The sequence below is a fragment of the Janthinobacterium sp. PAMC25594 genome (assembly GCF_019443505.1).
GTDB lineage: Bacteria > Pseudomonadota > Gammaproteobacteria > Burkholderiales > Burkholderiaceae_D > Janthinobacterium.
In genome coordinates this window covers 2,056,742-2,082,154 of the sequence record NZ_CP080377.1, presented here as the reverse complement: position 1 = coordinate 2,082,154, position 25,413 = coordinate 2,056,742, and the positions used below count along the sequence as shown (strand labels likewise).

At 57.0% G+C, this 25,413-nt stretch carries 23 protein-coding genes and 1 pseudogene; 12 read left to right on the top strand and 12 right to left on the bottom strand.

The window, feature by feature from the left end; genetic code table 11:
- Window positions 1-47: 47 nt before the first annotated feature.
- The 4 genes from KY494_RS09245 to KY494_RS09230 form a co-directional block, all read right to left on the bottom strand.
- Window positions 48-644, bottom strand: coding sequence for an undecaprenyl-diphosphatase (locus KY494_RS09245; protein ID WP_219890715.1), 597 nt, complete (start codon window positions 642-644; stop codon window positions 48-50).
- Window positions 645-697: 53 nt separating this feature from the next.
- Window positions 698-1,039, bottom strand: coding sequence for a PepSY domain-containing protein (locus KY494_RS09240; RefSeq protein WP_219890714.1), 342 nt, complete (start codon window positions 1,037-1,039; stop codon window positions 698-700).
- Between the two features lie 178 nt (window positions 1,040-1,217).
- Window positions 1,218-1,736 carry a glycine zipper 2TM domain-containing protein gene (locus KY494_RS09235; RefSeq protein ID WP_219890713.1) on the bottom strand — a complete coding sequence of 173 codons (519 nt, stop codon included), beginning with the start codon at window positions 1,734-1,736 and terminating at the stop codon, window positions 1,218-1,220.
- A 37-nt stretch (window positions 1,737-1,773) separates the two neighbouring features.
- Window positions 1,774-2,301, bottom strand: coding sequence for a glycine zipper 2TM domain-containing protein (locus KY494_RS09230; RefSeq protein WP_219890712.1), 528 nt, complete (start codon window positions 2,299-2,301; stop codon window positions 1,774-1,776).
- A 197-nt stretch (window positions 2,302-2,498) separates the two neighbouring features.
- Between KY494_RS09230 and KY494_RS09225 the strand changes: the two genes are divergently transcribed.
- The 3 genes from KY494_RS09225 to KY494_RS29660 are packed head-to-tail and all read left to right on the top strand — an operon-like array spanning window position 2,499 to window position 3,589.
- Complete coding sequence (locus tag KY494_RS09225) at window positions 2,499-3,080, top strand: DUF4337 domain-containing protein (protein ID WP_258194764.1); 582 nt, start codon at window positions 2,499-2,501, stop codon at window positions 3,078-3,080.
- A 48-nt stretch (window positions 3,081-3,128) separates the two neighbouring features.
- Window positions 3,129-3,377, top strand: coding sequence for a hypothetical protein (locus KY494_RS29665; RefSeq protein WP_258194763.1), 249 nt, complete (start codon window positions 3,129-3,131; stop codon window positions 3,375-3,377).
- Entirely contained in the window at window positions 3,374-3,589 is a 216-nt protein-coding gene (locus KY494_RS29660) for a hypothetical protein (RefSeq protein WP_258194762.1), read from the top strand. Before KY494_RS29665 ends, KY494_RS29660 begins: the two co-directional genes overlap by 4 nt.
- Window positions 3,590-4,173: 584 nt before the next feature.
- Here KY494_RS29660 and KY494_RS09215 read toward each other — a convergent pair.
- The 6 genes from KY494_RS09215 to KY494_RS09190 all read right to left on the bottom strand — a co-directional run bounded on the left by KY494_RS09215 (window position 4,174) and on the right by KY494_RS09190 (window position 13,772).
- Complete coding sequence (locus KY494_RS09215) at window positions 4,174-4,893, bottom strand: phosphatase PAP2 family protein (RefSeq protein ID WP_219890711.1); 720 nt, start codon at window positions 4,891-4,893, stop codon at window positions 4,174-4,176.
- Between the two features lie 22 nt (window positions 4,894-4,915).
- Window positions 4,916-7,138 (bottom strand): TonB-dependent receptor, encoded by a 2,223-nt coding sequence (locus KY494_RS09210; RefSeq protein WP_219890710.1) that lies wholly within the window; start codon window positions 7,136-7,138, stop codon window positions 4,916-4,918.
- 166 nt (window positions 7,139-7,304) lie between these two features.
- The gene (locus KY494_RS09205; protein ID WP_219890709.1) at window positions 7,305-8,765 is read right to left on the bottom strand and encodes a heavy metal sensor histidine kinase; all 1,461 of its coding nucleotides are present in this window, start codon (window positions 8,763-8,765) and stop codon (window positions 7,305-7,307) included.
- A gap of 3 nt (window positions 8,766-8,768) precedes the next feature.
- Window positions 8,769-9,464, bottom strand: a complete 696-nt coding sequence (locus KY494_RS09200; RefSeq protein WP_219890708.1) for a heavy metal response regulator transcription factor — start codon at window positions 9,462-9,464, stop codon at window positions 8,769-8,771.
- 55 nt (window positions 9,465-9,519) lie between these two features.
- A complete protein-coding gene (locus KY494_RS09195; protein ID WP_219890707.1) occupies window positions 9,520-12,594 on the bottom strand; it encodes an efflux RND transporter permease subunit in 3,075 nt (1,024 codons plus the stop codon).
- The gene (locus KY494_RS09190; RefSeq protein WP_219890706.1) at window positions 12,591-13,772 is read right to left on the bottom strand and encodes an efflux RND transporter periplasmic adaptor subunit; all 1,182 of its coding nucleotides are present in this window, start codon (window positions 13,770-13,772) and stop codon (window positions 12,591-12,593) included. The genes KY494_RS09195 and KY494_RS09190 overlap by 4 nt, the downstream gene beginning before the upstream one ends.
- 298 nt (window positions 13,773-14,070) lie before the next feature.
- Here KY494_RS09190 and KY494_RS09185 point away from each other — a divergent pair, with 298 nt between their 5' ends.
- A complete protein-coding gene (locus KY494_RS09185) occupies window positions 14,071-14,538 on the top strand; it encodes a hypothetical protein (protein ID WP_219890705.1) in 468 nt (155 codons plus the stop codon).
- A gap of 172 nt (window positions 14,539-14,710) precedes the next feature.
- A complete protein-coding gene (locus KY494_RS30125) occupies window positions 14,711-15,067 on the top strand; it encodes a hypothetical protein (RefSeq protein WP_375143468.1) in 357 nt (118 codons plus the stop codon).
- Between the two features lie 709 nt (window positions 15,068-15,776).
- On the opposite strand, the pseudogene KY494_RS29655 reads toward KY494_RS30125, so the two are convergent.
- Together KY494_RS29655 and KY494_RS09170 are read right to left on the bottom strand one after the other, a co-directional pair.
- Window positions 15,777-16,435: pseudogene (locus tag KY494_RS29655) on the bottom strand (DNA/RNA nuclease SfsA).
- A 380-nt stretch (window positions 16,436-16,815) separates the two neighbouring features.
- On the bottom strand, window positions 16,816-17,622 hold the full coding sequence (locus KY494_RS09170; protein WP_219890702.1) for a hypothetical protein: 807 nt from the start codon (window positions 17,620-17,622) through the stop codon (window positions 16,816-16,818).
- Between the two features lie 518 nt (window positions 17,623-18,140).
- Between KY494_RS09170 and KY494_RS09165 the strand changes: the two genes are divergently transcribed.
- The 7 genes from KY494_RS09165 (at window position 18,141) to KY494_RS09135 (ending at window position 25,396) form a co-directional block, all read left to right on the top strand.
- Entirely contained in the window at window positions 18,141-18,473 is a 333-nt protein-coding gene (locus tag KY494_RS09165; RefSeq protein WP_219890701.1) for a hypothetical protein, read from the top strand.
- 822 nt (window positions 18,474-19,295) lie between these two features.
- Complete coding sequence (locus KY494_RS09160) at window positions 19,296-20,084, top strand: tRNA-dependent cyclodipeptide synthase (RefSeq protein ID WP_219890700.1); 789 nt, start codon at window positions 19,296-19,298, stop codon at window positions 20,082-20,084.
- A gap of 2 nt (window positions 20,085-20,086) precedes the next feature.
- The gene (locus KY494_RS09155; RefSeq protein WP_219890699.1) at window positions 20,087-21,052 is read left to right on the top strand and encodes a 2OG-Fe(II) oxygenase family protein; all 966 of its coding nucleotides are present in this window, start codon (window positions 20,087-20,089) and stop codon (window positions 21,050-21,052) included.
- The gene (locus tag KY494_RS09150) at window positions 21,049-21,975 is read left to right on the top strand and encodes a 2OG-Fe(II) oxygenase family protein (RefSeq protein ID WP_219890698.1); all 927 of its coding nucleotides are present in this window, start codon (window positions 21,049-21,051) and stop codon (window positions 21,973-21,975) included. Before KY494_RS09155 ends, KY494_RS09150 begins: the two co-directional genes overlap by 4 nt.
- Entirely contained in the window at window positions 21,972-23,471 is a 1,500-nt protein-coding gene (locus KY494_RS09145) for a cytochrome P450 (protein WP_219890697.1), read from the top strand. Before KY494_RS09150 ends, KY494_RS09145 begins: the two co-directional genes overlap by 4 nt.
- A 48-nt stretch (window positions 23,472-23,519) precedes the next feature.
- Window positions 23,520-24,407, top strand: a complete 888-nt coding sequence (locus KY494_RS09140; RefSeq protein ID WP_219890696.1) for a 2OG-Fe(II) oxygenase family protein — start codon at window positions 23,520-23,522, stop codon at window positions 24,405-24,407.
- A gap of 44 nt (window positions 24,408-24,451) precedes the next feature.
- Window positions 24,452-25,396, top strand: coding sequence for a 2OG-Fe(II) oxygenase family protein (locus KY494_RS09135; protein WP_219890695.1), 945 nt, complete (start codon window positions 24,452-24,454; stop codon window positions 25,394-25,396).
- Window positions 25,397-25,413 lie beyond the last annotated feature (17 nt).

Below are 25,413 nucleotides of genomic sequence, written 5' to 3'. Positions count from 1 at the left end.
GGGAAAGTCTCCAGTGTGCGGTGCAAGACTTAGGCCAGGCATAGCGCTCAGTCGTGCACCCAGCCGCGCTCGATGAAGGGGGCGAACACCGCGCGGTGCAGGCGTGTGGTGCAGTGCAGCGTGGCCAAGGTGGCGCGCGTAGGCAGGTGCGACACGATTGCCGCGCTGTACATGGCCACCAAAGCCGCGCCCAGCATGTCCAGCGGAAAGTGCACGCCCAGGTAGATGCGACCCCAGGCGGCGGCAATGCCGAGGACTGCAATGACAGTGCCGGCCACGCGCGTGGGCCGCTGCAGCAGAAGGCTGCAGGCGGCGCACCAGATGACGGTCAGGTGATCGCTGGGAAAGGAGGAATCGGCCACGTGGGAGATGAAGGTATGGCCAAGATGCAGCATGAACGGGCGGGGATGCTGCCATCCGAGGCCAATCAACTGATTGAGGCACAAGCCCGTCAGCACCGCCGCTGTGGCAGCCAGCAGCGGGCCCCGCGTCGCCTCGCCGCTGCGCAGCCAGGCGATGACGGCGGCGGCTGGCAGTAGCCAGATCAGCCACTCGCCAAACAGCAGCGCGGCGCTGAGGACAAACGGAGAAGGAGCGGCGGGGCCGTTGAGTAAGGAGAAAAGGGCGAAGTTCAGTGGTTCCATGATGTACCTGTTGCAAAGGCCCGCACAAGGCGGGCCGGAATCGTGGCGGTGGATCAGTCGTCGTGCTCGTGATGGTGGTGGTCGGCCTTGTCTTCTTTTGAGGACAGGGCGGTGCCCTTGTCGGCATCGATGCGGACGTCGAAAACCTTGCCGCCCTTGACGACTTCCACGTCGAAGACCCAGCTGCCCTTCTCATGTTCGAGCGCGGCGCGGGAGGCTTTGCCGCCCGTTTGCTGTTCGGCCGTTGCGATGGCCTGAGTCAGTGAAACTTTTGCCTTGCCGATGGCCAGGGCATCGTTCTCCATGTCGGCCTGCTGGCTGGTCACGGCATAGGCCATGCCGCCGCCCGTGGCTAAGGCAACGACCAGCAACGCTAGTTTGGTGTAGTGGTACATATCTCCTCCAATGGTAGTGCGCGTGGGGTGCGCCATGGAGAGCATAGGGAGCAAGACTTAGCTGTCACTGAGCGTGGAAAAAAAATGAAAATGACTACGATAACCGTCTCACCTCAGGGTCTTCCAAAAGATATGTGAGGTGCGCGCCGGCGGGCAGAGAGTCGGCGGACCATTTTGATTAATCGTCATCCTCATGGTGGTGGTGGCGGTGCTCATCTCGGTCATGGCGTCGCTCATGCCAACCGTCGTGCTCCCAGTGCTCCCGACGTTCGCGTTCGCCAGGCCGAACGTAGTAGTACTCCGCGCGCGGTATGTACACAGGCTGCTGCTCAACCCATACCTGGGCTGGTTCGCGATAGACTGGTACTTGAACACGCTCGATGACGGTACGGCAGCGTTGCACACTCTGGGTGGAGTAGCTCGGCTGGGACGACATACGCTCACCGACCATTGCGCCTGTTATCGCGCCAACGGCGGTGGCTGCGGTGCGACCGTTGCCATGGCCGACCTGGTTGCCGAGCAAACCTCCGGCAATGCCTCCAATGATTGTGCCGCCGGCGTCGTAGCCACGCTGCTGTACTTGAACTTGTTCGTTCCAGCACTCTTGGCGAGGGCGTTCAATTGTCTGATATTCGGTTGCAAAGGCTGCTGCTGGGAGGGCGAGGGCTAAAAGTGCCAAGCTGATTTTGCTTTTCATGATGGTTCCTTACGTTCTTTCTGACGCCGGTCCGATATTATTGCTGGCCGGCGAACTGGTTACGCTTGGCGATTTCGTTGCCCGCGTAGCCGCCACCAACGGCGCCCGCGATTGCTGCCAAGGTGCGGCCGTTGCCGCCACCAACGTGACTACCTATCAAGCCGCCGACTAAGGCGCCAATGCCTATGCCAAGTGGGCTATTCTGGGCGACCGGAGCGGGCTGCTGATATGCCGGCGCCTGTCGATAATCCCGGGGTTGGTCAGCTTGAGCCAGTTGGGCCCGGTCCTTGTCGTAGGCGGTCTCGTGACGACGGGGGTATTCATGGTGCACGACGGTTTTGTATCGCACAATCTCTCGCACGACTGGGGCCGGTGCAGACTGCTGTGCCAGCGGGGCACTACCGCTGCTCGTCCTATCTACTGTCGAACTGCTTACGGCTGCACCATGAGAGTTTGGCAGAAGCCCAGCAATCGCGGCGGCGCCAACCAGGCTCACCAAGGTAAGTGAGACAGCGGCGGCGGCCATCAGTGGATGGATGGGATTCGATGCGGCGGTGGTTTCCATTTTCGTTCTCCGGTATGGCGCTGACGTCGCGCTGATAGACCATTAACGGATGAAGCCGCTAACGGGATGTATGGAAGATGTTTCCGGGGTAAGCATACGTAACAAAAACAACGTGAAGTTAAGGTCAAGTGCGCAGCGAACGCATGGGAGCTGAACGCTGAGACCCAGGTTCGCGGCATGTGCAGCACGTCTGGCCCATGTCGACGCTGCCGTCTACAATGCTGGCTTTTTCAATGAAGAGGCAAGCGATGGCGGAAGAAATCAAGGAACCCTGGCTCAACAAGATGGCGCTTGCGACGGTAATCCTTGCGGTGTGCGCGACCTTGTCTACCTTTAAAGGTGGCGGGTACTCTACCCAAAGCGTGATAAGCCAAGCTCTGGCCTCGGACCAGTGGTCGTTCTACCAGGCGAAAAGCACCAAGCAGCATCTGTATGAATTGCAAGCCGAGCAACTGAAATTGCAGGCCATGGCACTGTCAAAGGGAAATCCTGCGAGTGCCGCCTATGCGGAAAAAGAGCAGGAGTACCGCGCTGCCATCGGTCGCTATGCAAGTGAGAAACAGGGTATTCAAACGCGCGCCCACGAACTTGAACAACAACGCGATGCCGCCAAGCAACACGGCAAACCATTTGGTATTGCCGTAATTTTCCTTCAGGTATCGATTCTGCTTAACTCCATAGCGGGGCTGATGAAAGCTCGGCGTATTTGGTGGGTCTCCATCCCGGTAGGTATTGCAGGCGTAGCGTGTTTTGCTGACGGTTTCCTGATGTTTGTATAGCGTAAGGAGGTCGAAATAGGCGGCTCGGTCCGCGACCTTCTTGCCGGCGTGGCGCCGGCTGACTTCGATATCGGCACCAACGTCGGCTCGGCCGAAATATTTGGCTTGTTCGACACCGTGCATATTGTCGGCGGCCGCTTTCAGGTCGTCGTGGTGATGTTGCCCGGCGGTTCGGTAGAGGTTTCGACGGTACGCGATGGCAGCGCGCAAGCGCGCGCGAACACGGCGTTAACGCCAACCAGGTTTTCAGCTGGCGCCGCCTCTATCAACAAGGACGCCTTGGCGTGCCTGCGTTGATGCGCGACGACGGCCTGTTGCCGGTCGTGCTCACACCGACGGTGCCGGCGCCGGCCAACGCCACCGCAGATACGAACGCTCGACTATTCCGCGAACCCTACATTCCGCCGCTCGTGCGCGATCAACCACTACTGGCGAACGAGACCGCCACCGTAGCCGGTCAGCTCACCTTCGTGACCAGATCCCAATATGAGGAATCGCCAGGCGACTGAATATCTCACGCAATACCGTCCGACGCTATCTGCGATCGAAACCACTGAGCCCTCCGATGTGGAGCGACGCTTAGTTAGCGGATTAAACAAATACTCGGTGCAGCTATCCGGGTGGGACAGGCCGAGATGACTAAACCGCGTAGGCAGCGGCGCAATTTGAAGCAGATCCATGAGGACCTGAAAGAGCTCGGCTATGCAGGGTCATACGAGCGCGTGGCAGCGTTTGCCAGGCAGTGGAGGTCGGGTCAAACAGAGTGGGTCAATTCTGCGAGCAACCGAACAACTGGCAAGAGTAAAGCTTCATGTGCTCGGTTTGCCCGTGCGCCGCATGGGTATTTTTAATCAAAGTAATCCTCATGTCTCATATTTTATATTGTGCTTATTTAAATTTCCCTAAAGTAACAACCTGCACCCTCTGAGTTACATCCGGCAGCACGGCGCGAAGATGAACAATAGCGAAAGGTCCAAGCTAGCGCAATCTTACACATAATAAAATAGCATGCAATTATTTCTTAATGGCAACAATTGCATGCTCGCCGTGCTCTGAATCGTCTCAGAGTAACGTCAAACCTCTTGTCACGAAATTAATTGACGCTCATCGGGGGCAAGCCCAATGCCTTGCGCAATTCGCTCCGGGCCGCATCCATTTCCTTTTGATATTGCGGATTGTTGGCCATCACTGCGTGCACCGAATAGGCTAGCAGTTTGCTGGCCTGCACGTCGCTCGGATAATGTACGCCGCACACCAGGCGATTATTGCCATAGCTGGCGGCGCGGGCCAGGATGGCATCGCGTTTTTCCGGTACCAGTTCGATCAATGCCAGCGCCTGCAGGTAACCGGCGGTGGTGTGGCCGCTCGGATATGAGTCGTCCTTGGTTTTGGTCTTGCAGATCGGTTGCAACGTCTTGTCCAGGTTGTAGGGACGTACGCGGTGGTAGCCCTGCTTGGCCGGCAGCGTATTGATCTCCTCATCGTTCTTGACGCGCGCCGAAAACGCTGCTGTCACGGGCAACAGCGCCGCGTTGAACTTATCGCCCAGCACGTCGCGGTAAATGAAGATGCTTTCATCGCGGTCGTCGGCCACCGCCTGTGCCGCTTGCTGCGCGGTGCGGCCATCTTGCAGGCGGTGTAGCAGGGCCAGCTCGTCGCGCGTAACGGCCGAATCGGCGGCCGGTGGCTCGGGTAGAATTTGCATGATGCGGGTTTGTTCGGCGGCGACGAACGATGGCGTGGCGGCGTTGGCGTACAACGGGCTGGCAGCCCATGTGGCTAGGGCAAACAAGGGCAAAGTCAGTTTTTTCATGGATGGCTTTCTATTTACTCAATTAGAAATCGGCGCTCAGCGACACAGTCGCGCTGCGTTCCGGGATAAAGGTGTACTGGTCGAATGCGGCGCCCTTGCTGTTGACTGAGATCGACGTCGCATCCTGCTTGTTCAGCAGGTTGTTGATGCCGCCTTGCAGCTTGATGGCCTTGACCATGCTGCCCGGCGTTTTCCAGCGATAGCCCAACGACAGGTCAGTGGTGATGTAGGCCCCCAATTTGTACGCGGCCGGCTGCCCGTCCTTGGCATACTGGCTGCCGTTGCGCTTGGCGATCAGCGAGCCGAATAGGCCATTGGCCTTGTACAGCAGACCAAGCGCGGTCGTTGATTGCGGTACCTTGGCGATGCTCAGGCCAGTCTCCTTGCTTTTTGCGCTATTCAGCGAACCGTTGGCATGCAGCGAAAACCCGCTGCCGACGTAATACGTCGCCGCCCCCTCGATACCCTTGTAGACTACGCCGCCCTGGTTGTAATACACCAGGTCGTTACCCATGCCGGTCGAGGCGATCTTGTTGTTGAAGTCGATGTAATAGATATCGCCGTCAAGCGACAGGTTGCTCGACTGGTGCACCGCGCCGAGCTGATAGTTGGTCGACGTCTGCGGCTGCGGTTTGCTGCGGCTCGGGTTGTTCACGTAAAACATCGACAGGTCTGGCACCAGGAAGCCGCGCGCGGTTTGGGCATAGGCCGACCACTCAGGCGTGAAACTGTAGTTGGCGCTCAGAAACGGCAAGGTGCTGGTGTAGGTCTGCTCAGCATCCGTGGGGATGCGCGTGCCCTGGTTGACGCCGGCGTTCAGCGCGCGCTTGAAATGCACGTATTTGAGGCCGGGCGTGACAGTCAGCGACGGCGCGGCGGCCCATTCGAATTCGATGAAGGGCTGGTATTGCTTCCATGAGGATTGCTGGTCATAGGAAACGCTCTTTGGAGTGGTCGCTTCCTTTGGATTAGGCAGGCCGAGCGTGAAATCGATGTCATACAGATGGCGGTCGGAATGTGCATTTTCCAGCCAGACGCCGGTGCGCAGCACGCCCGCTTCCAGGTGGTTGCTCAGCTTGACGATGTCGCCGTTGACCCGGTAGGAATTCAACTTGTTGTACCCTGGCACGTTTTTGTTACCGGAGACGCCTGCCTTGGTGCCGTTGGCCGTGGCGCCGCTGGCGTCCTGGCCGGAAAAGGTATTGTTGTCGTAGGCGTAGGTGTACAGCGTGTTTTCCAGTACCCAGCCGCCGCCCAGTCTGGCATCCAGGCGGGCGTAGTCGAAATCGGTGCGCTTGTCGTTGTAGTTATAGCCAAAATAATTCTGGCTGGTGGGATCGTTGTTGAGCGAATAATTCTTACCGAACCGAGCTACCTGGCTCAGCGTCGCGCCGCTCTTGTCGGGAATGAAGCTGTGGATCTTGTTATAGGTGGAAAATACCGTCAGCTTGGCTGCCGCCGTCAGTGGAACCTCGAACTTGAACTGGAAGTTGTCTTCTTTGACGCCGCTGTAGCTCAGGTAACCGTCGCTGCTCAGGTGCGAGGCGTTGAACATCAGCCGGGCGTTTCCGAAGTTGTCCAGCACGCCGCTGTCGACCTGGCCGCCGAACATCCTGGTGTTCCACGAACCGACAGTGGCGTAGGGCGTGAAGTGCCTGTCTTGCGACAGCTCCTTGGAAAACAGGTTGATTGAGCCACCGAAGGTCGCCTGTCCCAGGTTGCTGGCATTGCCCGGACCGCGTTCGATGACCATGCCGCCGATAATGCGCGCCGGGAAATACGAGGTCGAATGGTGGGTCGGGTTATTCGTGTCGCCGAATGGGATCCCGTCGTACGTCATATTGTACTCGCCGTCCTGGAAGCCGCGCAGCGTGACTTTGGTTTCGGCCAGGCCCGGACCGTTCGGCGAGACGCCGGCGCCAATGCTCGGCGCGATGCGCGCCACCGCGTTAAAGTCGTCGAGCGGCGTGACGGCCTGTTCAATGAAGGTGGCGGTGATGATCGATTGCGGCTGGGTGGCTTTCAGCGACACCAGCACCGGCGCGCGGTTGGCCACGTTCGAACCACTGATTACCACCCGTTGCTTGATCGCCTCGGCGTCCAGCGCCGTGGACGATTCCGGCACGCTGTCGGCGCTGGCGTCGCGGCTCTGAGCATGCGCCTGGCCTGTCATGAGAGCCAGGGCCAGCAGCACTTGGGTCGATATCGTTGAGCGTGCGAAATACTGCAGTTTTCGATCCATCATATTGTTTCCAGTACTTGTCGAGAGGTGTAGAAATCAACAAGTCTAGAAATACAATGTGACCGTATGGTGAATCGAAAATTACATTTCTGTTATCTGGAAGTGGCATCGCCCGGTGGGCGATTTTTTCGGGAATATGGGGCATGGGAAAATGCTTTGCTCCCAGGGTTCAAGGCTCGGACGGACGGATACGCTGTACGGGCGCCAGTTTCGGAAACGACAGCGTAAAACAGCTTCCCTGACCAGTTACACTGTGGGCAGCCACCCCTCCGCCATGCAATTCGACGATGGAACGCACTATGGCCAGGCCCAGGCCTGTGCTTTCGCCGGAACTGCGCGCCGCATCGGCGCGGTAGAAACGCTCGAACAGGAACGGCAGATGCTGCGCCGCAATGCCACTACCGTTGTCTGCGACGCTCAGTGTGATCGCGTCGCCGCAGTCGCGCGCCATCAAGCCGATGGCGCCGCCGCGCGGCGTATAGCGCAAGGCGTTGGCAATCAGGTTGGACAAGGCACGGCGTAGCAACAAGGGATCGGCAAGGATAGGGAAGTCGCCAGTCGCGGTAATGGACACGCCGCTGTCCTCGGCCACCGCCTCGAAAAAGTCGAGCAGCTTGTCGAATTCTTGGGCGGTCGACAACGGCTCAGGATCAACCCATTGCTTGGCGTTGTCGGCGCGCGCCAGGAACAGCATGCTTGACACCATGCGCGAGAGCCGGCTGCCTTCTTCGATGACCACTTCCAGCGTTTCCTGGTATTCGTCGGCGTTGCGCGCCCGCGTCAGCGTGACGCTGGCGGCGGCGACCAGGTTGTTGATCGGTGAGCGGAATTCGTGTGCCAGATCGGACGAAAAGCGCGACAACTGTTCGAACGACGCCTCCAGGCGCGCGAGCATGCCGTCGAAACTGACCGCCAGCGCCCGCAAGTCGGCCGGCCAGACTTCGCTGCCGATGCGCGCATGAAGTTTTTCGGCGCTGACCCGCCCAATCGCCGAGCTCATCGCGCGCACCGGCGCTAGGCCCTGGCGCGCCAACAGCCAGCCGACCAGGCCGGACAGCACGATCGCGACAGCCAGCGCACTCGACAGTTTGTACAGGTAGCGTTCGACCACCTGCTCGTCTTCCGATACATCAAGCGCACCGTGCATGATCCAGACGGCGCCGTCGCGTTCGTCACTGCGCTGCGCGATGAGCAGCAGATGGCGCAGCTGGCCATCTGCCATGACGTTGCGGCGCGAGAATTTTCCACGCCGGTTGGGCGTGGCGTAGCCGTCCGGCGGTGCCGCCATGAGGCTCGACTCGGCCAGCATGAGGCCGGTGCCGGACCACAGGCGCCACGAAAAACGCTTGCCTTCCTCGACCTGCTCGCCCCATTCGTGCTGCCATAAATCGGGCACGCTCTTGCGCGCTTGTTTTTCCAGCACTTCGTGCTCAATGCGCAACGCATCGCGGATCTCGATTTCCTGCTTTTCATGCAGCTGATGTACCAGTTCGTGGTACATCATGGCCGACACGGCGATCAGGATCAGCGCAATGGCGAGCGCGAAGAACAAGGTCATACGCAGCATCAGCGACCAGCGGCGCGGATCGCAGGCTGGCCGGCGCAACAGCCACGCATCGAGCTTGTTCACAAATCAGTTCCGTAGTTCAAGGACATAACCCGCTCCGCGCACCGTGTGCAACAACTTGATCGGATACGGGTCATCGAGCTTGGTGCGCAGGCGGCGCACCGCAACCTCGACCACGTTGGTGTCGGAGTCGAAATTCATGTCCCACACCTTGTCGGCCAGCACGGTGCGCGACAGGACTTCACCGGCGCGCCGTATCAGCAGGCTCAGTAAGGCGAATTCCTTCGGCGTCAGGTCGATCCGGTCGGCGCCACGCGTGGCGCGGTGGCGTAGTAGGTCGAGCTTCAGGTCGGCCAGCACGAAAGCGGTCGGTTCGCTGCCGGCGGGGGGAGCTGCGGCGTCGTGACGGCGCAGGATCACGCGTACCCGGGCCAGCAGTTCGCTGAAGGCGAACGGTTTTACCAGGTAATCGTCGGCGCCCAGCTCCAGGCCGCGCACCCTGTCCTCGATATCGTCGCGCGCAGTCAGGAACAACACCGGCGTGCGGTTGCCGGCCTTGCGCGCCAGCTCGAGGATGGCCCAGCCGTCCAGACCCGGCAACATCACGTCGAGGATCGCCAGTTCATAACTTTCGGTCAGCAACAGATGCAGTCCGTCCGGGCCATTGCGTGCAACATCAACCAGCAGGCCGGCCTCGCCCAGCCCCTTGGACAGGTAGGCGGCGGCGGTCTGTTGGTCTTCCACCAGCAAGATCTTGCTCATCGGGCGCCAGCCTTGGTCTGGTGGCGGGCTGGGGTTGGATGCATGGCTCATACCTTCAGGACAGGGAAACGGCAGATGGCAGTGCCGGCGTGCGATCGCCGAGACGGTCGAAAAACAAATACAGCACCGGTGTGATCAGCAATGTCATCAGTTGCGACAGCAGCAAGCCGCCGACGATGGCGACGCCAAGCGGTTGGCGCAATTCGGCGCCGCTGCCCAGGCCCAGGGCCAACGGCAACGCGCCCATGATAGCGCAAAGTGTGGTCATCATGATGGGCCGGAAGCGCTGCAGACATGCCCGGCGCACAGCCTCTTGTGGCGCCATACCTTGGCCGCGCTGCGCCGCAAGTGCAAAATCGATGATCATGATGGCGTTTTTCTTGACGATGCCGACCAGCAGCAGGATGCCGATGATGGCGATGAAACTCAGCTCCAGCCCCGTCAGGCGCAGCGCCAGCAGCGCGCCGACCGCCGCCGACGGGACGCCGAGCAGTATTGTCACCGGATGGATCCAGCTTTCATACAGCATGCCGAGGATGACATAAATCACCGCCACCGCAGTGCCGATCAGCCACAGCTGAGCACTTTGCGACTGCTGGAACAGCGCAGCCTGGCCAGCCCAGGCGCCAAAGATCGCGTCCGGCAAGCCGATGTTTTGCCGCGCGATTTTGAGCGCGGCGTCGGCGTCGGACAGCGCGGCGCCCGGCGCCAAGTCGAACGACAAGGTCACCGCTGGCAACTGGCCCTGATGGTTGACCGCCATCGTGCCTTTGCCGCGGTCGACGCTGGTGAAGGCGGCCAGCGGCACCAGAGCGCCGCCGTCGCCGCGCACCTGTATCTTGGCCAGCGCCGCTTCGTCGCGGCGGAATTCATCGCCCAGTTCCATGATCACCTGGTAGCTGTCTTCCGGCGCGTAGATGGTCGACACCTGGCGCGTGCCGTAGGCGGCGTACAAGGTGTTGCGCATGCTGGCCATGTCGATCCCGAGCAGCGCGGCACGGTCGCGGTCGACCGCCAGCCGCGCATCGAGGCCGTTGCGCTGCGAGTCGGAGTTCACGCCGACGAACAACGGCGACTTTTTCAGCTCGACCAGCAGCTTTTCCGACCACATATCCAGGTCGCCCGGGCTGACCGACTGCAAGGTATATTGATAAGTGCTCTTGGAACTGCGCCCACCGACCTTCAGGCTTTGCACTGGGCTGAAAAACACCTGGATATTCGGTAGGAAGGCCGTTTCGGCGCGTAGTTTAGCCAGCACCGCGGGCATCGCCGGGCGCACACTGGCCGCCTTCAGCGTGATGTAGAACGAAGTGGTGTCGTGATCGACCTTGGACGCCACGTCGCTGACATACGGGTCTTGCAGCAGCACCGCTTCGAGCTGCTTGAGCACGGCCAACCGGCCAAGATAAGACATGTCTTGCGGGGTATCGACGTTGGCCGAAATCTGGCCGGTGTCTTCCTGCGGGAAAAATCCCTTCGGCGCAGTTACGTACAGCGCGGCGGTCAGGGCCAGCGTGGCCAGCGCCGCGCCGAGTACCAGCGGCCGGTGGCCGATTGCCCAGTCCAGCGCGCTTGCATAGCGTTGTAGCGTCCATTCAAAAGCGCTTTCAAACCAGCGGCTCCAGGCTGGCGTGACGGCGCCGGCCTGGCGGTCCGGCTTGACCAGCATGGGCACGAGCACCGGGATCAGGGTCAGCGCGGCGGCGGCCGACACCAGGATAGCCAGCGTGACGACGATGGCAAATTCATGGAACAGCAGGCCGAGCGTGCCCGGCATGAAGAAAATTGGAATGAACACGGCGACCAGCGAGACCGAGATCGATACCACCGTGAACGCCACTTCGGCCGTGCCGCGCAGCGCCGCCTGGTACGGTGTCAGGCCTTCCTCAATGTAGCGCATGATATTTTCCAGCACCACAATGGCGTCATCGACCATCAGGCCGACCGCGATCGTCAGCCCCATTAGCGAAATATTATTCAGACTCATGCCGCAGGCGGCCATCAGCGCGAAAGTGCCGAGCAGCGAGACCGGTAGGCTGATCGACGGAATCACGGTGGCGGCGGCGTGGCGCAGGAACAGCATGATCACCATCACTACCAGGGCGATGGTCAGCAGCATGGTCAGGTTGACGTCGTGGATCGCCTGGCGGATCGAGATCGAGCGGTCGTTCAGCAGGCGGATCTGAACCGACGCTGGCATCTGCGCAGCCAGCTTGGGCAGCATCGCGCGGATCGCTTCGACAGTGGCGACCGTGTTGGCGCCCGGTTGGCGCATCACTTGCAGCAGGATCGCGCTGGCGCCGTTGACCGAACTGGTGTCCTGGGTGTTTTCTATGCTGTCAAGCACCGTTGCAAAGTCCGACAGGCGCACCTGCTGTCCGTTGCGCGAGGCGATCACCAGCTTGCTGAAATCATCGGCCTTCATCAGGCCGGGCGGCAGTTGCAAGGTCATCATCTGGCGTCGGCTGTCGAACTGCCCCAGCGGCGCGTTCGAATTGGCCGCCTTCAAGGCTATGCTGACTTCGGCCAGCGTCAGGTCGAGCGCGGCCAGCCGGTCCGGGTCGACCTCAATGCGCACCGCGTAACGCTTGCGCCCGGAAATATTCACCTGCGCCACCCCGCTCAGCGTCGACAGCGCCGGAACGATCAGCTTATCCGAAAAGCCATTCAGGTCGGTCAATTTGAGCGACGGCGAACTGAGTCCGATCAGCAGCACCGGCATATCGGATGGATTGACCTTACGGTAGGACGGCGGGGTTGTCATTTCGGCAGGCAGCGAGCGGGTGGCGCGGTACAGCGCCGCCTGCACGTCGCCGGCCGCGGCGTCGATGTTGCGGCCCGGGTCGAACTCCAGTGTGATCTTCGATTCGCCCTGGATGCTGGTGGAAGTGGTCGTCAGTAAGTCGGGAATCGCGGTGAACTGTTTTTCCAGCGGCGTGGCGACCGATGTCGACATCGTTTCCGGGCTGGCGCCGGACAGGCTGGCGCCGACCTGAATGGTCGGCGTGTCGTAGGTGGGCAGCGCCGATAATGGCAGTTGCAGCCAGCATGCCAGGCCGGCGGCGATCACGCTGATCCAGAACAGCAGTACCGCGATGGGACGCCGCAGGCAGAATTCAACCATCTTCATTGCGCTGCCTTTCCATTGCTGCCCGCGTTAGCGGCAACTGGCACCGCCGCAGCGGCGTGAGTCTCGGGGGCGATGCGCACCGCCATGCCCTGCTTCAGGTTCTGGCCGCCTTCGAGCACCACGCGTTGCCCGGACGCAAGCCCGTCGACCACCGCCAGCGTATCTTGCACACGCAGCAAGGTCACCGGCCTGGCCACAACCTTGTCACCGGCACCCAGCAGATATACAAAGCGGCCGGCCGGTCCTTCCATGACCGCTTGCGGCGGTAATACCACGGCAGCCGGATTGCGCCCAGCGTGCACGGTCACGCGCACGAACGCGCCCGGCCACAAGGCCAGCGCCGGATTGGCGAAATCAGCCTTCAGCGCGATGGTGCCCGTACTGGTGTTGACGGTATTGTTGATGAAGCTGAGTTTTCCGGCGACAGGCTGGCCGGCCAAGCCATCGATCGACACCGACACCGGCCCGTTGGCTGCGCCGCGCGCCGCCAGGATCGCCTGTAGATTGGCTTCCGGCAGATTGAACTCGACCCCGATCGGATCGAACTGGGCCAGCGTGACCAGCGGCGCAGCCGCGCTGGTTTGCGCCAGGCTGCCAGGATGCACGGCCAGTGCGCCGGACTTGGCGGAGATGGGCGAGCTGATGCGGGTATGCGCCAGCGCTACGCGAGCGCTGTCGACTTCGGCGCTGGCGGCGTCGAGCTGGGCTTGCAGCGCGTCGGCCTTGCTTGTGGCGGTATCGATCGCGCTCGGCGCGATAAACCTGGATGCAACCAGTTCTCTTGAACGCTGCAGGTCGCGCCTGGCGTCGGCCAGTTGCGCCTTGATCTGGGCAGCGAGCGCTTCGCTGCGCCGCAGCAGGGCCAGCGTATCGCTATCGTCCAGCGTGAACAGCAATTGACCGGCGCGCACCTGTTCGCCTTCCTTGAAGTGGACGCTGCGGATGATCCCCGTCATTTGCGGGCGCACCTCGATCAGGTTCAGCGCCACCAGATGGCCTTGCGCCGACAATTCTATGGGCACGTCCATCGTGCGGCTTATCGTGATACTGACCAGCGGGGCCGTTTTCGGCGCCGGCGGGGCCTTCTGTCCGGCCGTCGACCAGGCCTCGCCCAGCACCGCGCCGATGGCGAACAGGCTTGCCAGCAGCGCCAGGTTTCCTTTTGTTGTTTTTCTCATGGTCGCTTCTGCATTGGAATGGAGGAATGGCTGATTCTGCCGGGGCGGTGCTTACCAAAGCCGGAGTGCCAGATTACTTTTTTGTGATGTGCCAGCTCTGCGTTCGTTAATTCTGGCACTGTAGGCTCCAACTTACGCAATTCTCTGCTTTTGATCTGGAGACGGGCCATGTGCCGTGACAGTAAACTCGTTCATGTTTCTACGTATTCGCCATATGATTTCGCGGCTAGGTCAACGGTAAATGTCTAGCCGCGTTACTGTAATAGGCACGATATTTCGTGTACACCGGAGACTCTAAATGAATAAATTTCTAGTAATGCTCGCAATAGGCTCTGCCTTCGCATCGCAGGCATTTGCGCAAACCGCGACAAGCGCAACTGCGCCTAAGCCATCGGTCTCGACGATGGGGAGTCCGACGACGCCCGCAGCAGCTCCAATGGCCCTGTGTAAAGATGGCTCGGCGCCAGTGGCCAAAACTACCCACGCTTGCCGGGGGCATGGCGGTATGGCGACCGGAGCATCATCGCCAGCGATGGCAGCTGGCGCGGCTTCCGCGTCGGGAACTACGGGAAAGGCAGCGCCCGTTCAGGTGGCCCCGATGGCAGGCGGTGGTGCCGGCAAGGTTTGGGTTAACCCCTCAAGCAAGGTTTATCATTGCGAAGGTGATAAGTATTATGGAAAGACCAAGAAAGGTGAATACATGACCGAAGCAGATGCTAAAACCAAAGGCTTCCATGGCGACCATGGAAAGGTGTGTAACAAATAAAATATTTTGATGTCTGCCTGGATTGCCACCTGTGCGCCGACGGACAGGTGGCGTGGCGTTGATGGCCATCCCTTCATTTGCGCAGGGGGGGCACCGAACCAGGTAGCTCAAGACAGAGGCGGCCAAATCACGCAAGCAGCGGCGTAGCCTGAAGCCGCTCCACGAGGACCTATTGGAACTGGGATTTAAAGGGTCTTACGACTTTGTCGCGGCGTTCGCCAGACAATGGAGGGAGGGGGAAACGGAGTGGGGCAATTCGGCGCGCAAACGAAAAAACGCATCTTGGAAGGCACTGAACAGCTATGCACAAGGCGCTTTACATCCGCTGTCGAGAATGACAATGGGGTACCCATTACAACTCATTGCTGATGTCGTACACAACTCCAACGCCATCGTAGCGCTTGCTGGACAACTAGCGTCAATTCTCACTGGCGATCCTCGTAATTTGGAGGAGGTGAGAGTTTTCCACGTAAATTATGCTGACTGTACTCCCATCAAAAACGTTGTCGTAACACAGCCATCTGCTTAAACTGCCAAGTTCGCTTTGGGACGGAAGCAGTCTTTCGCCATCCCCTTCGGTAACGGCCGCGGCTGTCTTAGCCGGACTTGGCATTGCGCCTACGATGACGAACTAAGTTAGGCGGTCTGATACGTTATATCCAATCATTTCGAAATCCCAGTGCAACCTACTTGCAGCGAGCCTGGTTCATCAGTTATGATTTACATCGTCGGTACAGATTTTGGTACAAATGAGTGGTACAAAGCGTTTTTTCAAAGTCGCTTAAGTCTTTGATTTAATAGGGTATTAATTTTCGGCGTCGAATCTCACCGCTTCCGCCAATTATTCGTCTTAATTATTTGATTTTATTGATATTTTTTTATTTTAATAATGGTCGACTATCAAATTGACTATCAAATAGAACGTTGACTGCGTTTTAACTAAGAACATGTCTAAGTGGTAAGGGACTCTTTGTGGTTTGGATGCGTTGCTGCCTGTATCGCTGTTAAACGTCATGCTTCATCTTCCGCTCGGAGCTCGTCTAGGGCCTGCATGGTCTCAGGTTTCAAGTAAACCATGGTCTCAGGTTTCAAGTAAACGCATGTTCAAACTTTGTACTCATTGGTACAGATCGACGAGGTCTAGCAAGTTCAAATCTGGTTGGTCAGTCACGATTTGAAGTCTGCTGCGCTTTTTCTGCGGTCACTGGATCAATCAGCGTTTTCCCTAAGTGTTACCCTCAGCGGTGGGTGTTGACCGAACTCATCAGATCGTTGGCGTATGGCAGAAGTTTGGGAATGCCAAAGCCAGCGCGACTGAATGAGACGCTGAGCGCCATAATTTCGACACCTGCGATTATTGCCTCTTCAAAGGCTTCGGCGTAAACAGGATAAAACGAACTGCTTACTACAAAACTGTATGCGTCAGATCTTTGGATGAGGAAGAGAAGAACTGCACGATTGCCTTTCAACACTTGTCCCGTTAGGCCCTTCAGCTGCTTTATTCCTCTTGGAACCAGGCAGTCTGGATAGCGCTCAACGCGTTCTCCCCAGCTGTGGAGCTTTTTACTTCTAGAATGCAATCGCCATTCTCCCCAGCAAGTAGGAAGCCCACTCGAAAACCGCTTTCTATGAGTCGCTCGCGGGCAATATTGTTATACGAACTCATCCCCGGAATCAATTGCTGTTTTAGTGCCTCTTCAATAATCCGATTGGAGAGATGAGTGTCTGTGCCGATCCAAATCCCGTTAAGCTCAATAGCCCGCAAGGTATATCGAAGCTTACGTTTTAGATCGTTACTTTCCCATAGTAGAGCTCCGCTCCCAGGGAACAGGCAACCGGCCATAGACCCAGAATTGGCAAAATAGGCAACCTCGTCAGTTCCGTCAGAAAACTGCATTTGAGCTAAGAACCGCTGACGCCTCTGTAGAAACATAGCCTCTCGTTGCGGCTGAGGGAACGGCATAAAAACTTTGTCGGCAATCACTTTATTGGTAACCCTGCCATGTCAAAACTTTTGCTTATGCCTCCAACTGTCTCAAGCGAAGCATTCTTTAAGTTCATGTGCCGCCTTAAATACGAATGCTGAGTAACGCGGCCACGCCGGAAATCCCTCCATCCGAAAATAAGCTTCATTGGCGAAATCAGAATGATGCATCACCTTAGCTTTAATTGAATTCGCTGTAGATACAAGAGCGATAGCTGATCTAAGCACTCAAAGAGTGGAAAAAATCCTGAATTATTCGTTAAGCACGTGTACAGCCAAGCGGGTATTGATAATTAGTCGATTAAAAAATTTGTCTTGACAATTAGTCGATTAAAAAATAATTTCGGTAATTTTCTATGCAAGCCGGCGGCAATCAAAATATCTCTAAAATTGGAAGAGCTGAAATTGGACATGTTTAATTTTTCGCATATTCGATTTCTGCATTTGTAGATAGTATCGGCGGTCCTTGCATTCTGCTTTGGCCTGTATTTGTCCATGAAAGAAGCTATTTGTTTAAAGTTCCAATTCATTATTATCAAAAAACATATTTCATGTTCGTATTCTGTCAATTTCAAACCTTCAATATTGAATTCATCACCTGTATTTGCAATACTGCATTCCATGCCGAATTCCATGGCGTAGTTCGGTATCAGAATAAAGAAATTCTTTATATCTATTTCGTAGGCATCGTACATCAATCCCAAAATCGATCTCGATAGGTGATGTTTTATCATGCTCTTGTTAAATACCAGCGCTTTCATCCCATCGTCATATTCGTGAATATTTAGTGTTATTATTTTATTGTTAATGTTGGTTGACTGAAGAAGATCTCCATCTTCCTTTATATAACTTTCAGCAAAGCTGGCTGTGCCTTTGCATGGCATATCCCGGTCCAATCGATTCTCCACATCCTTCCCATTGAGCAGACCAACGAGATTGGCATATGCATCGGTTGAAGTGAAATGCCTGGAATTAATATCTTTTGCGCCAAGGATGATATTTGACTGAGTAGAAATGAGATTGATGGATTCCTTTAGTTTTTCCATGAACACAGTTTGCTCTACTGTGAAATTTTCTTGTGCAACCAGGCGGTAACTCATAGGCGGATTGACTCATTCAAGGTTGGGTGTCGCCGACCAGTGACTTCTGCGAAGGCATCGGTGTGAGATAATTAAAGATAATTAAATTTTTATCATTATTTAGTATTTGGCATTATATGTTGCGCCAATTTATGCCGCTTGGCAAGCGTGCGGGGGTAGAGCGCGGCGATCGATGTGTATGTTGAGGTTGATATCGGCCAAGGCCGCTGTGTCGTCCCGCCAGACCAGGCCGGAGAACTTGCGCGATAGGTCGTGCGCAACGGTCTGCGTTTGGCCGGACTACAAGACTACCAGGGCCAAGCTCAGCATGTTCGCGCACTGGCACACGCCAGGCTAACGTGGCGGCAGCGGCTGGCCGGGTGGCACTGGCACGGGCAAGTGAGGAACGGGCTGGACTGAGTGTGGGCATGGTGACGGGCGGTGGTACGAGCACTTGCTGGCACGATAGTCATCGGCATTTACGGCGAAATACGGCCGGGCACTGATCTGTTCATAGATCGCGACTACGGCGCCAACGAATGGACGCCGCCGCACCGGCTTTCGAGCAGGCGCTGTTCGTGAAATGCCAGGTGATCAGCCGCAGCCTGGACCATGCTGTGCTCGATGCCGGTCATAATGCACATGTGATCGACACCGGTCTGCCCACGATTGTCGGTGGCACGCTGTGCTACCACAACGGCGGTGACGAGCATGGCCTCCTTACCGCCATCGGTGCGGCGCCGTTGCCGGAAATGGGCGACATGGTCTGGCTGATCCCCGGCCATTGCGACCCGACCGTCAACTTCACACGCATTATGCCGCCGTGCGCGGCGGGTTGGGCGCCGGCGTGGTCGATGCCGTCTGGCCGATAGAGACACGGGGCTGCTTGACCTAAGCATGAGTCGTGGATTCGCACGGAATTATACGGAAAATTTCGTCATCGGCTCAGCCACGCGACAGGAACCCGGTTCTTGGTTGGAACCGCCTGCGCGCCGGAAGGGCCGATCAATTCCATGCCGTCTTAGACGCCGTGGCACAGGCCATGGCGCACACTCCGCGAAGCAGTGCCCAGGTCGAAAATCTCAATTCGAGGCTGCGCAACTACTTTACCCTGCGTCGTCACTTGGGTGGCTCGTATTATCTGGACTTGCTACAATTTTTCCTGAGCCACCGGCGCTTCCTGTGTAGCTGGATTCCGGAACGAGTCGGTAAAAGTCCAAAACAATTGCTGTACGGATCCAGCCATCCTTATTGGCTCACGTTCCTTAGCTTGGGGCCGCTTCAACCACAGCAGGCCTGAGGCTAGGTGACAGTACCGATCTCGTCATTGAATGGGATAGAACGTGCGCGCATACACTACCGGGTTTTCACGATAACTTGAGAGATTGGTGCGCAAGTGGGCGTGATAGACCAGAACGGATGGGCACGATCACCGGAATACGCACAAACCCTGCGAAGTCCAAAAAAATGGACTTACCATGCAATCCTTTTGTAAATATCATTCCACTAAACAAATAACTCCACTGCGCTAAAGCCTAAGCCATGTCGGAAAGTTTTAGTCGATTTCCGAAATAATAGTTGAATTATTTTTTAAGTTGTTGAAATTATATCGAATTGACGATTAATGAAGACGCATGTCAATTCGTCTCACGAGTGTTGTTTGATACAATTTTTCAACCTAAAAGGATTTCATAATGGAGTGGCAGCGAGAAATTCAAAGTGATGGGATAGTGGATTCGCGAACGGTAGAATTGCCTATATATGAATATGAACGCACACCTGCATATGAGCGTGCGGGCCGATATCGAGCCCAGGTTGCATTTGTATCTCCACCAAGTCGGCGATCCAGTTTCGAATCAGAAACGGAATGCTTTCTTGGTGTCAGTTTGGAGAATCGCAATTTTGAACCGGCTCGATTTCATGCCCTGCTTGAATGGATAGCACGCCGCTTCGCGAAATGTAAGATACTCATCGGCGATAGCATTCATCGAATTACGCTGGAAACCAAGTTAGGCTTACTGGCTGAAGTGGCGTTACCAGCAGCCCTGAAATCAGGCCGCGAGTTTATCGATGAACATCGCTCACTGGTTGAATCCTATCGAGGTACCACCGAATTCGAATTCGTGACATGCCAGGATATTCAGAAAACCAGCGCCTATGCGCAATACAGTCGGCATATTCGAGACTATTTCGACCGCACGCCTGAATTCAAGGACTCGGTCGAAGCGTTTGGTCGTCACTACCATCGCAGTGACCTGGATGAGATCGGTCATAATCGGTCTACATACCTTATTCGACGTTCCTGCGATTATTTTCTCGAGGAGTTCGCCATTTTTTCTTGCCTAGTTAAAGACGGCAATGCCGTCATGGTCTATCCGGGCTCCTTCAGCACACTGGCGGAAATTGCCGATGGGGTGTTTCCAACCGTACTGCCTGAGTTGCAGGCGCTGACCGTTGTTTCCATTAAACTGAAGAGGCGTTAAAGATGACTCAGCCTTCCATTTTTCCACAGTGGGATTTAAAGCGGGGCGCCATTTACCAGGACGTCTACAGCAAGCGGGTCGATGAGCGGCCAGTGGAGGTGGTCGCCTCGCTCGTTCGAGCGCGTGTCGAGGGAGATGCCTTGACCTTTGCTTCCGAGTCGCAACGACACTGCGCATTACGTGATGGCATCTTTCTGTTGTACATTCCCGCCACCATCGACCTATCGGCCGGTGACGCCTTTGCCGGCGGATTCTATCAAGGATCGACATCTCAGCCTTACGGAAGATTTCGCTCGATGACGTCCGAGCATTTCGGCGATCCATTGCTCGGGTTCCACGAGCGTAGCAATCAGATCGAGCAATTTCTGCTGGAGCGCCGCTTCTGGAAGCGAGACTACCCGATTGAGATTATGGATATTGGCGAGCAGATGGTTGCCCTCGCCCATACGGTCCTTAGGTCGGTGCTGCGTCTCACCGACATACCTGAACGTGATTGGCCGACTGCGACAGGGGGCTGCTCCGACGCGGCAGGGTCCTACCATCTGACCTTCAACCATTACCGTCCCGCCTTGCCGGGTGTTGGTTTGGCGTCGCATAAAGACGATGGCTTTGTGACCCTGCTTCGTACCACCGCTGCTGGCCTGGAGATCAATCGCAACGAGAACTGGGAGTCAGTCGTACCTGATCCCGCGTATTTCGTGGTGAACTTCGGTTTATCGATGGAGGTGCTGACCCGTGAGTCGGCCCAACCGGTCGCCGCGATTATGCACCGTGTCCGCCACCAGTCCAGCGATAGGTTTAGCTTTGGGCATTTCAGCTCCAGTTTCTGCGAACCAGACAGCGATGTAGGGATCTACTGCTTCAATACGGAGGCTGGCCTGAGACGGATATGCAGCTCGCGGAACCTGATTGATGCTAACGACGAGGAAATTTACCAGGGAACACAGAGACGCGGGGAGAGCCCATGATAAGCGGTGACCGCTACCTTCCCCACCGCGCCAGGATGAAGGAGGGGTATTTGTGCTTCGACAACCCTGACGCCATCTTTGAGGTGTTGCGCGCCGGTTGCTTTGCGCTGCGCATTCCGGACGATTTCAATCCGGCGCCGGGTATCAAGCTGGCGCGTGAATTTTATCTTGACGCCGATACCACTACATCGCATGCGCACATGAAGTACCGCGGGTATCGACACAAGGCTGGTATTTACTTCGACCGCGATCGTTTTCAGACAGAGCATATCCTGATCGATACGCCGCGGCGCGAAGTCGAGTTTCCGCTTGCCGTTAATGTTGCTTGTGAGCAGATGTACGGATATGCCAGGATGATTCTGGGCGAGATTCTGCGCATCGCGGGGATCGATCCAACTTTGTGGCGCGACGTGACCGACGGTTGCATCGACGGGTGCGGCGTGCAGTGGTTCGGGGTCAGCCATTACCGTCCCGAACGCACGCAACCGGGCGCACCCGCCCACAAGGATACGGGCTTTATTACGGTGCTGTACTTTGATCAGGCAGGCTTAGAGGCGCGCATCGATGGCCGGTGGCAGGATATCGCACCGGTTGACGGATATTTCCTGGTGCATTTTGGCGGGGCTCTTGAGGCGCTCACCCAGCAGCTTCCCGTGCAAGTGCATGCGCCCTTACATCGTGTCAGACAATGCGTCCCCCATTCGGGTCGGGAGGATCGTTTTTCCTTTGCCGCGTTCCTGAATCCTTCCGCTGACAGCAATCTTTATCAAGTGAGCGCCGATGGTCGAAGCGCCAGCACGCTCGGCTCTGTCGCGGAATTTCTACTCGAGTTCAACAACGTGACATGGCAGGACGAGCATACCGACTTTGGTATAAAAAATAGCGTGCTTGAATTGCCGTATGATAAGGAGGCGCAAGAATGATAAAAAATGTACTGGAATGCCAACCTGAAAAAAGCCGACCGTGCGAGCGGACCGGACTGCATGGAGAGAGTACCGATACCGGGAAGGGATGCCCATCCTATTTACCCTATGCCGGTGTCATCGCCCATCATCCAGGTTCTGGCGTGTCGTCGGATCACGAGGGCGCCTTCCGTGTGGCGACCCAGGAGCAAGGCCTCGATGCTTCCAGCTACTTCGAACAGTCGGGGATCGCTGAATTAGCCGACGCCAACGAGGGACTGTGTACTTTCTGGCTCGGTGAAACGCTCGCGCTCTACCAGAGTACCAATATGCCGCTGGTGCAGGATGTGGACTTGGCGCCTTCGATCGACACCAATGCCGGTCTGTTCGGATCCTTTATGGGGGCCCTAGACTCGGGCGATCCCACGCGTGTGGCGAAGCGCGCCGTGGTCGAGCGTGTGTTAGGGAACTCAAAATACCTCGCCGGCCTCGATGAGCCGATCCGGGAAGAGGCCAAGGCCTGGCTGGCAAAGCTGAGTGGGCAGCCATTGGCGCTCGATGCGTTTTCGCTGCAGTTGATCGCGCATATCGACAGCGTAATCCCTGGGATATTGGATCTGCGGGACAAGCCTTTGACGGCGTATCTTGACTCCGCCCAATACGGGTTCATTGCCAAAAGTTTTTTTGAGATCGCATCGGAAGTGATCAGCAAAATGGCGCCGCAAGCCATCAAGGACGCCGAACTGGTGGTCGATTTAACGCGCGATATCTTGGAGGCGAATTTTCAGTCGCTCACCGGAGCGCCCGCAGCGAATATGATCCGTGCGCAGTTCGACCATTTTGAGCTGCCGTTTACCTTGGCGTCGATACGCGCGCTGTCGGCCGAGCAGCTCAAGGAATTGGGCACGGTCATCATTGCCACGTACGATACGACGGCGCTGAGCCTATTGTGGAGCATCGCGTTTCTCGAAACCCATCCGCACGAGAGGGGGCGCTTACTGCAGGCCATCGACGAGAGAACCGACCCACTTGCGGTGTCGTCAGTGCTCGTCCTCGAAGCATTACGTCTGGGAGGCAGCAATCCTAGCGCCTTGTGGCGCAGGATCACGCGACCGGTCGTGATTGAGCATCGCGGCTTGAGCGTCACAATTCCCGCCAACACCATACTGTGGCTGGACCGGCGTCGTGCCAACAGAGATGCGCGCGTATTTCCTTATGCCGATCGCTTCGATGCCAGGAACATTGAACAACTGATGAAGACCTGTGCCGAACTGCCCGCTTCGGTCTTAGCTCGCAATCGTTATGAGATCAACTCTTTTAGCATGGTCAATGCGGAACGTAATCCGAGAAAGTGCCCTGGTCGTTTGTTCGCCGTTAGAGTCCAGGCGTTGGTGTTGGTTGAACTCTATACCGGCTACGAGGTCTGTGTCAGCCAGATCGATACGGCAGTCGCCACGCATAGTTCGATGCCACGCCCCAAGCAAGCCGGAACCATCACGATCACACCACGGCGCTAAATCCCCCCGCATTTTTTTACTGTTATGCCAAACTATATGGAAACTCACATGAGCACGATTCTTCCGGCCGCAACCCTGGCCAAAGGACAACTTCACTTCGCGGACCAAGATGGATTCGACAGGATGCGCCAGCATGGAGCATTCTACCTTCGCTATCCTGAAGGAATGGACTTTCGGGCCGGCATCGAATTAGCACAGAAATACTATCTCGACTGTCTTGGCCAGTCCGATGACGCATATCGCGGTTTCCGCTCGCGGGATCTGGTGAAGTCCTTGCTAGGATATTCGCAAACAGGAGGAGATCAAGACGAATTGCTGCAGATTGAGCTGCCGCTATGGGGGGAGTATCTGCCGGGGCAGGTCACCACACTACTCGGTTCTCTGAATGAGCTCAGTCGCACTGTGCTATTAGATTTATTCCGACGTACTGGTATTGATGCCGCTCACATTGACACGATCTCATCGGGGTTGTCGAACAACCAGTCGCTTCAGTACTGCATCTTTAATCACTATCGCTCGGCGGTGCAGCACCCGATTGGTTTGACTGCGCACAAGGATAGCGGCTTTATCACGACCTTGTACACCACAGAGCCTGGTTTGGAGTCGCTAGAGGAGGGGGAATGGGTGCCGTTCGATCCGCTTGCCGGTCATTTCACGGTCGTCATTGGCCACGCATTCGAAGTGCTCACTGAACAGTTGTCGAAGGCGATGCGCGCGAGCTACCACCGTGTGCGTGGCATGGCACCCAGGACGGCGGAACAACCGGAGCGCTTCACATTCGGTGTCTACATTGGACCGGCCTGGACTCAGGATTTATATCAATGCGATGTCGACGGGCAGCCCGTCGCGAAGATGTCGTTTCTGGACTTCCAGAAGCGCAAGGCGGCCGAGATGAACTACGAATTTCATCCCAAAGTTCACGCAGCGGTGACTTGAGCGCAACGCGCTCAAGTCAACTCAATCACGCAAGGAGAATAGTCATGTCGCACATTCCATCGCCGACGCAAAGGCGCCCCGTCCACCTACCGACCATGCCATTGGAGCAGGAAGCTGCAGGGACAATCCCCCCGGTCGTGATGGCGCGTTCCCGTCTCGACGGCGACGAACTCATCTTCGATGACAGCGATGGCTTCGAACGTGCTTTGCGACAGGGTTTTTTTCTTCTCCGCATCCCGTCCGACATCGAACTGAGCGCCGGCGACTGCTTTGCCCAGCACTTCTTCGAACCGGCTGCGACAGGCGAGTTGGCGGCCTATACCGGGTTCAAGTCCTGCGCTGTCCCCGGAGCGTATCAGGGCTATTTTGATCGCGAGCATGATCAGTGGGAAAACTTTTATATCGAGCGCGGCAATTGGCGATTGCTTCCCCCTGACTTGAACGAACTGGGGGATGTCCTTGCCGGGGTAGGTATTCAAGTATTACGGGCAGTGCTCCAGCGATTGGCGATACCGCGGCAACTGTGGGCGCAACTGACCGGTGGCTTGTCTGAGGGAGGGGGCCACCAGTTGTTCGCTTTCAACCATTTTCGCTCAGACAAGCCCACGCGCGGGTCGAAGTTTCACCGAGATTCTGGATGGGTGACCGTGCTGCGTTCCATCGAGCCGGGGTTGCTGGCGCATATCGACGGTGAGCTGCACGCGGTCAACCCCGAGCCAGGGTATTTCATTGTCAATTTCGGCAGTTCCCTTGAAGTGCTGTCCGAGGACATGGTGCAGCCGGTGCGCGCCAACGTACATGGCGTGGCACGCACTGTGCGTCAAGCCGGCCAGGCTGACCGGTACTCTTATGTGGTCTTTCTCGATAGCGATTTGAGCGGCGATATCTATCGATGGGCGGCAGATGGGATGCAAAAGGTGCAGTCCGTCGCGGAGTTCGCGGTCCAAGAGGTTGCCCGAACATATGACGCCCATGATCAACAACTGTAGGAGCGGTGCTAGCCTGG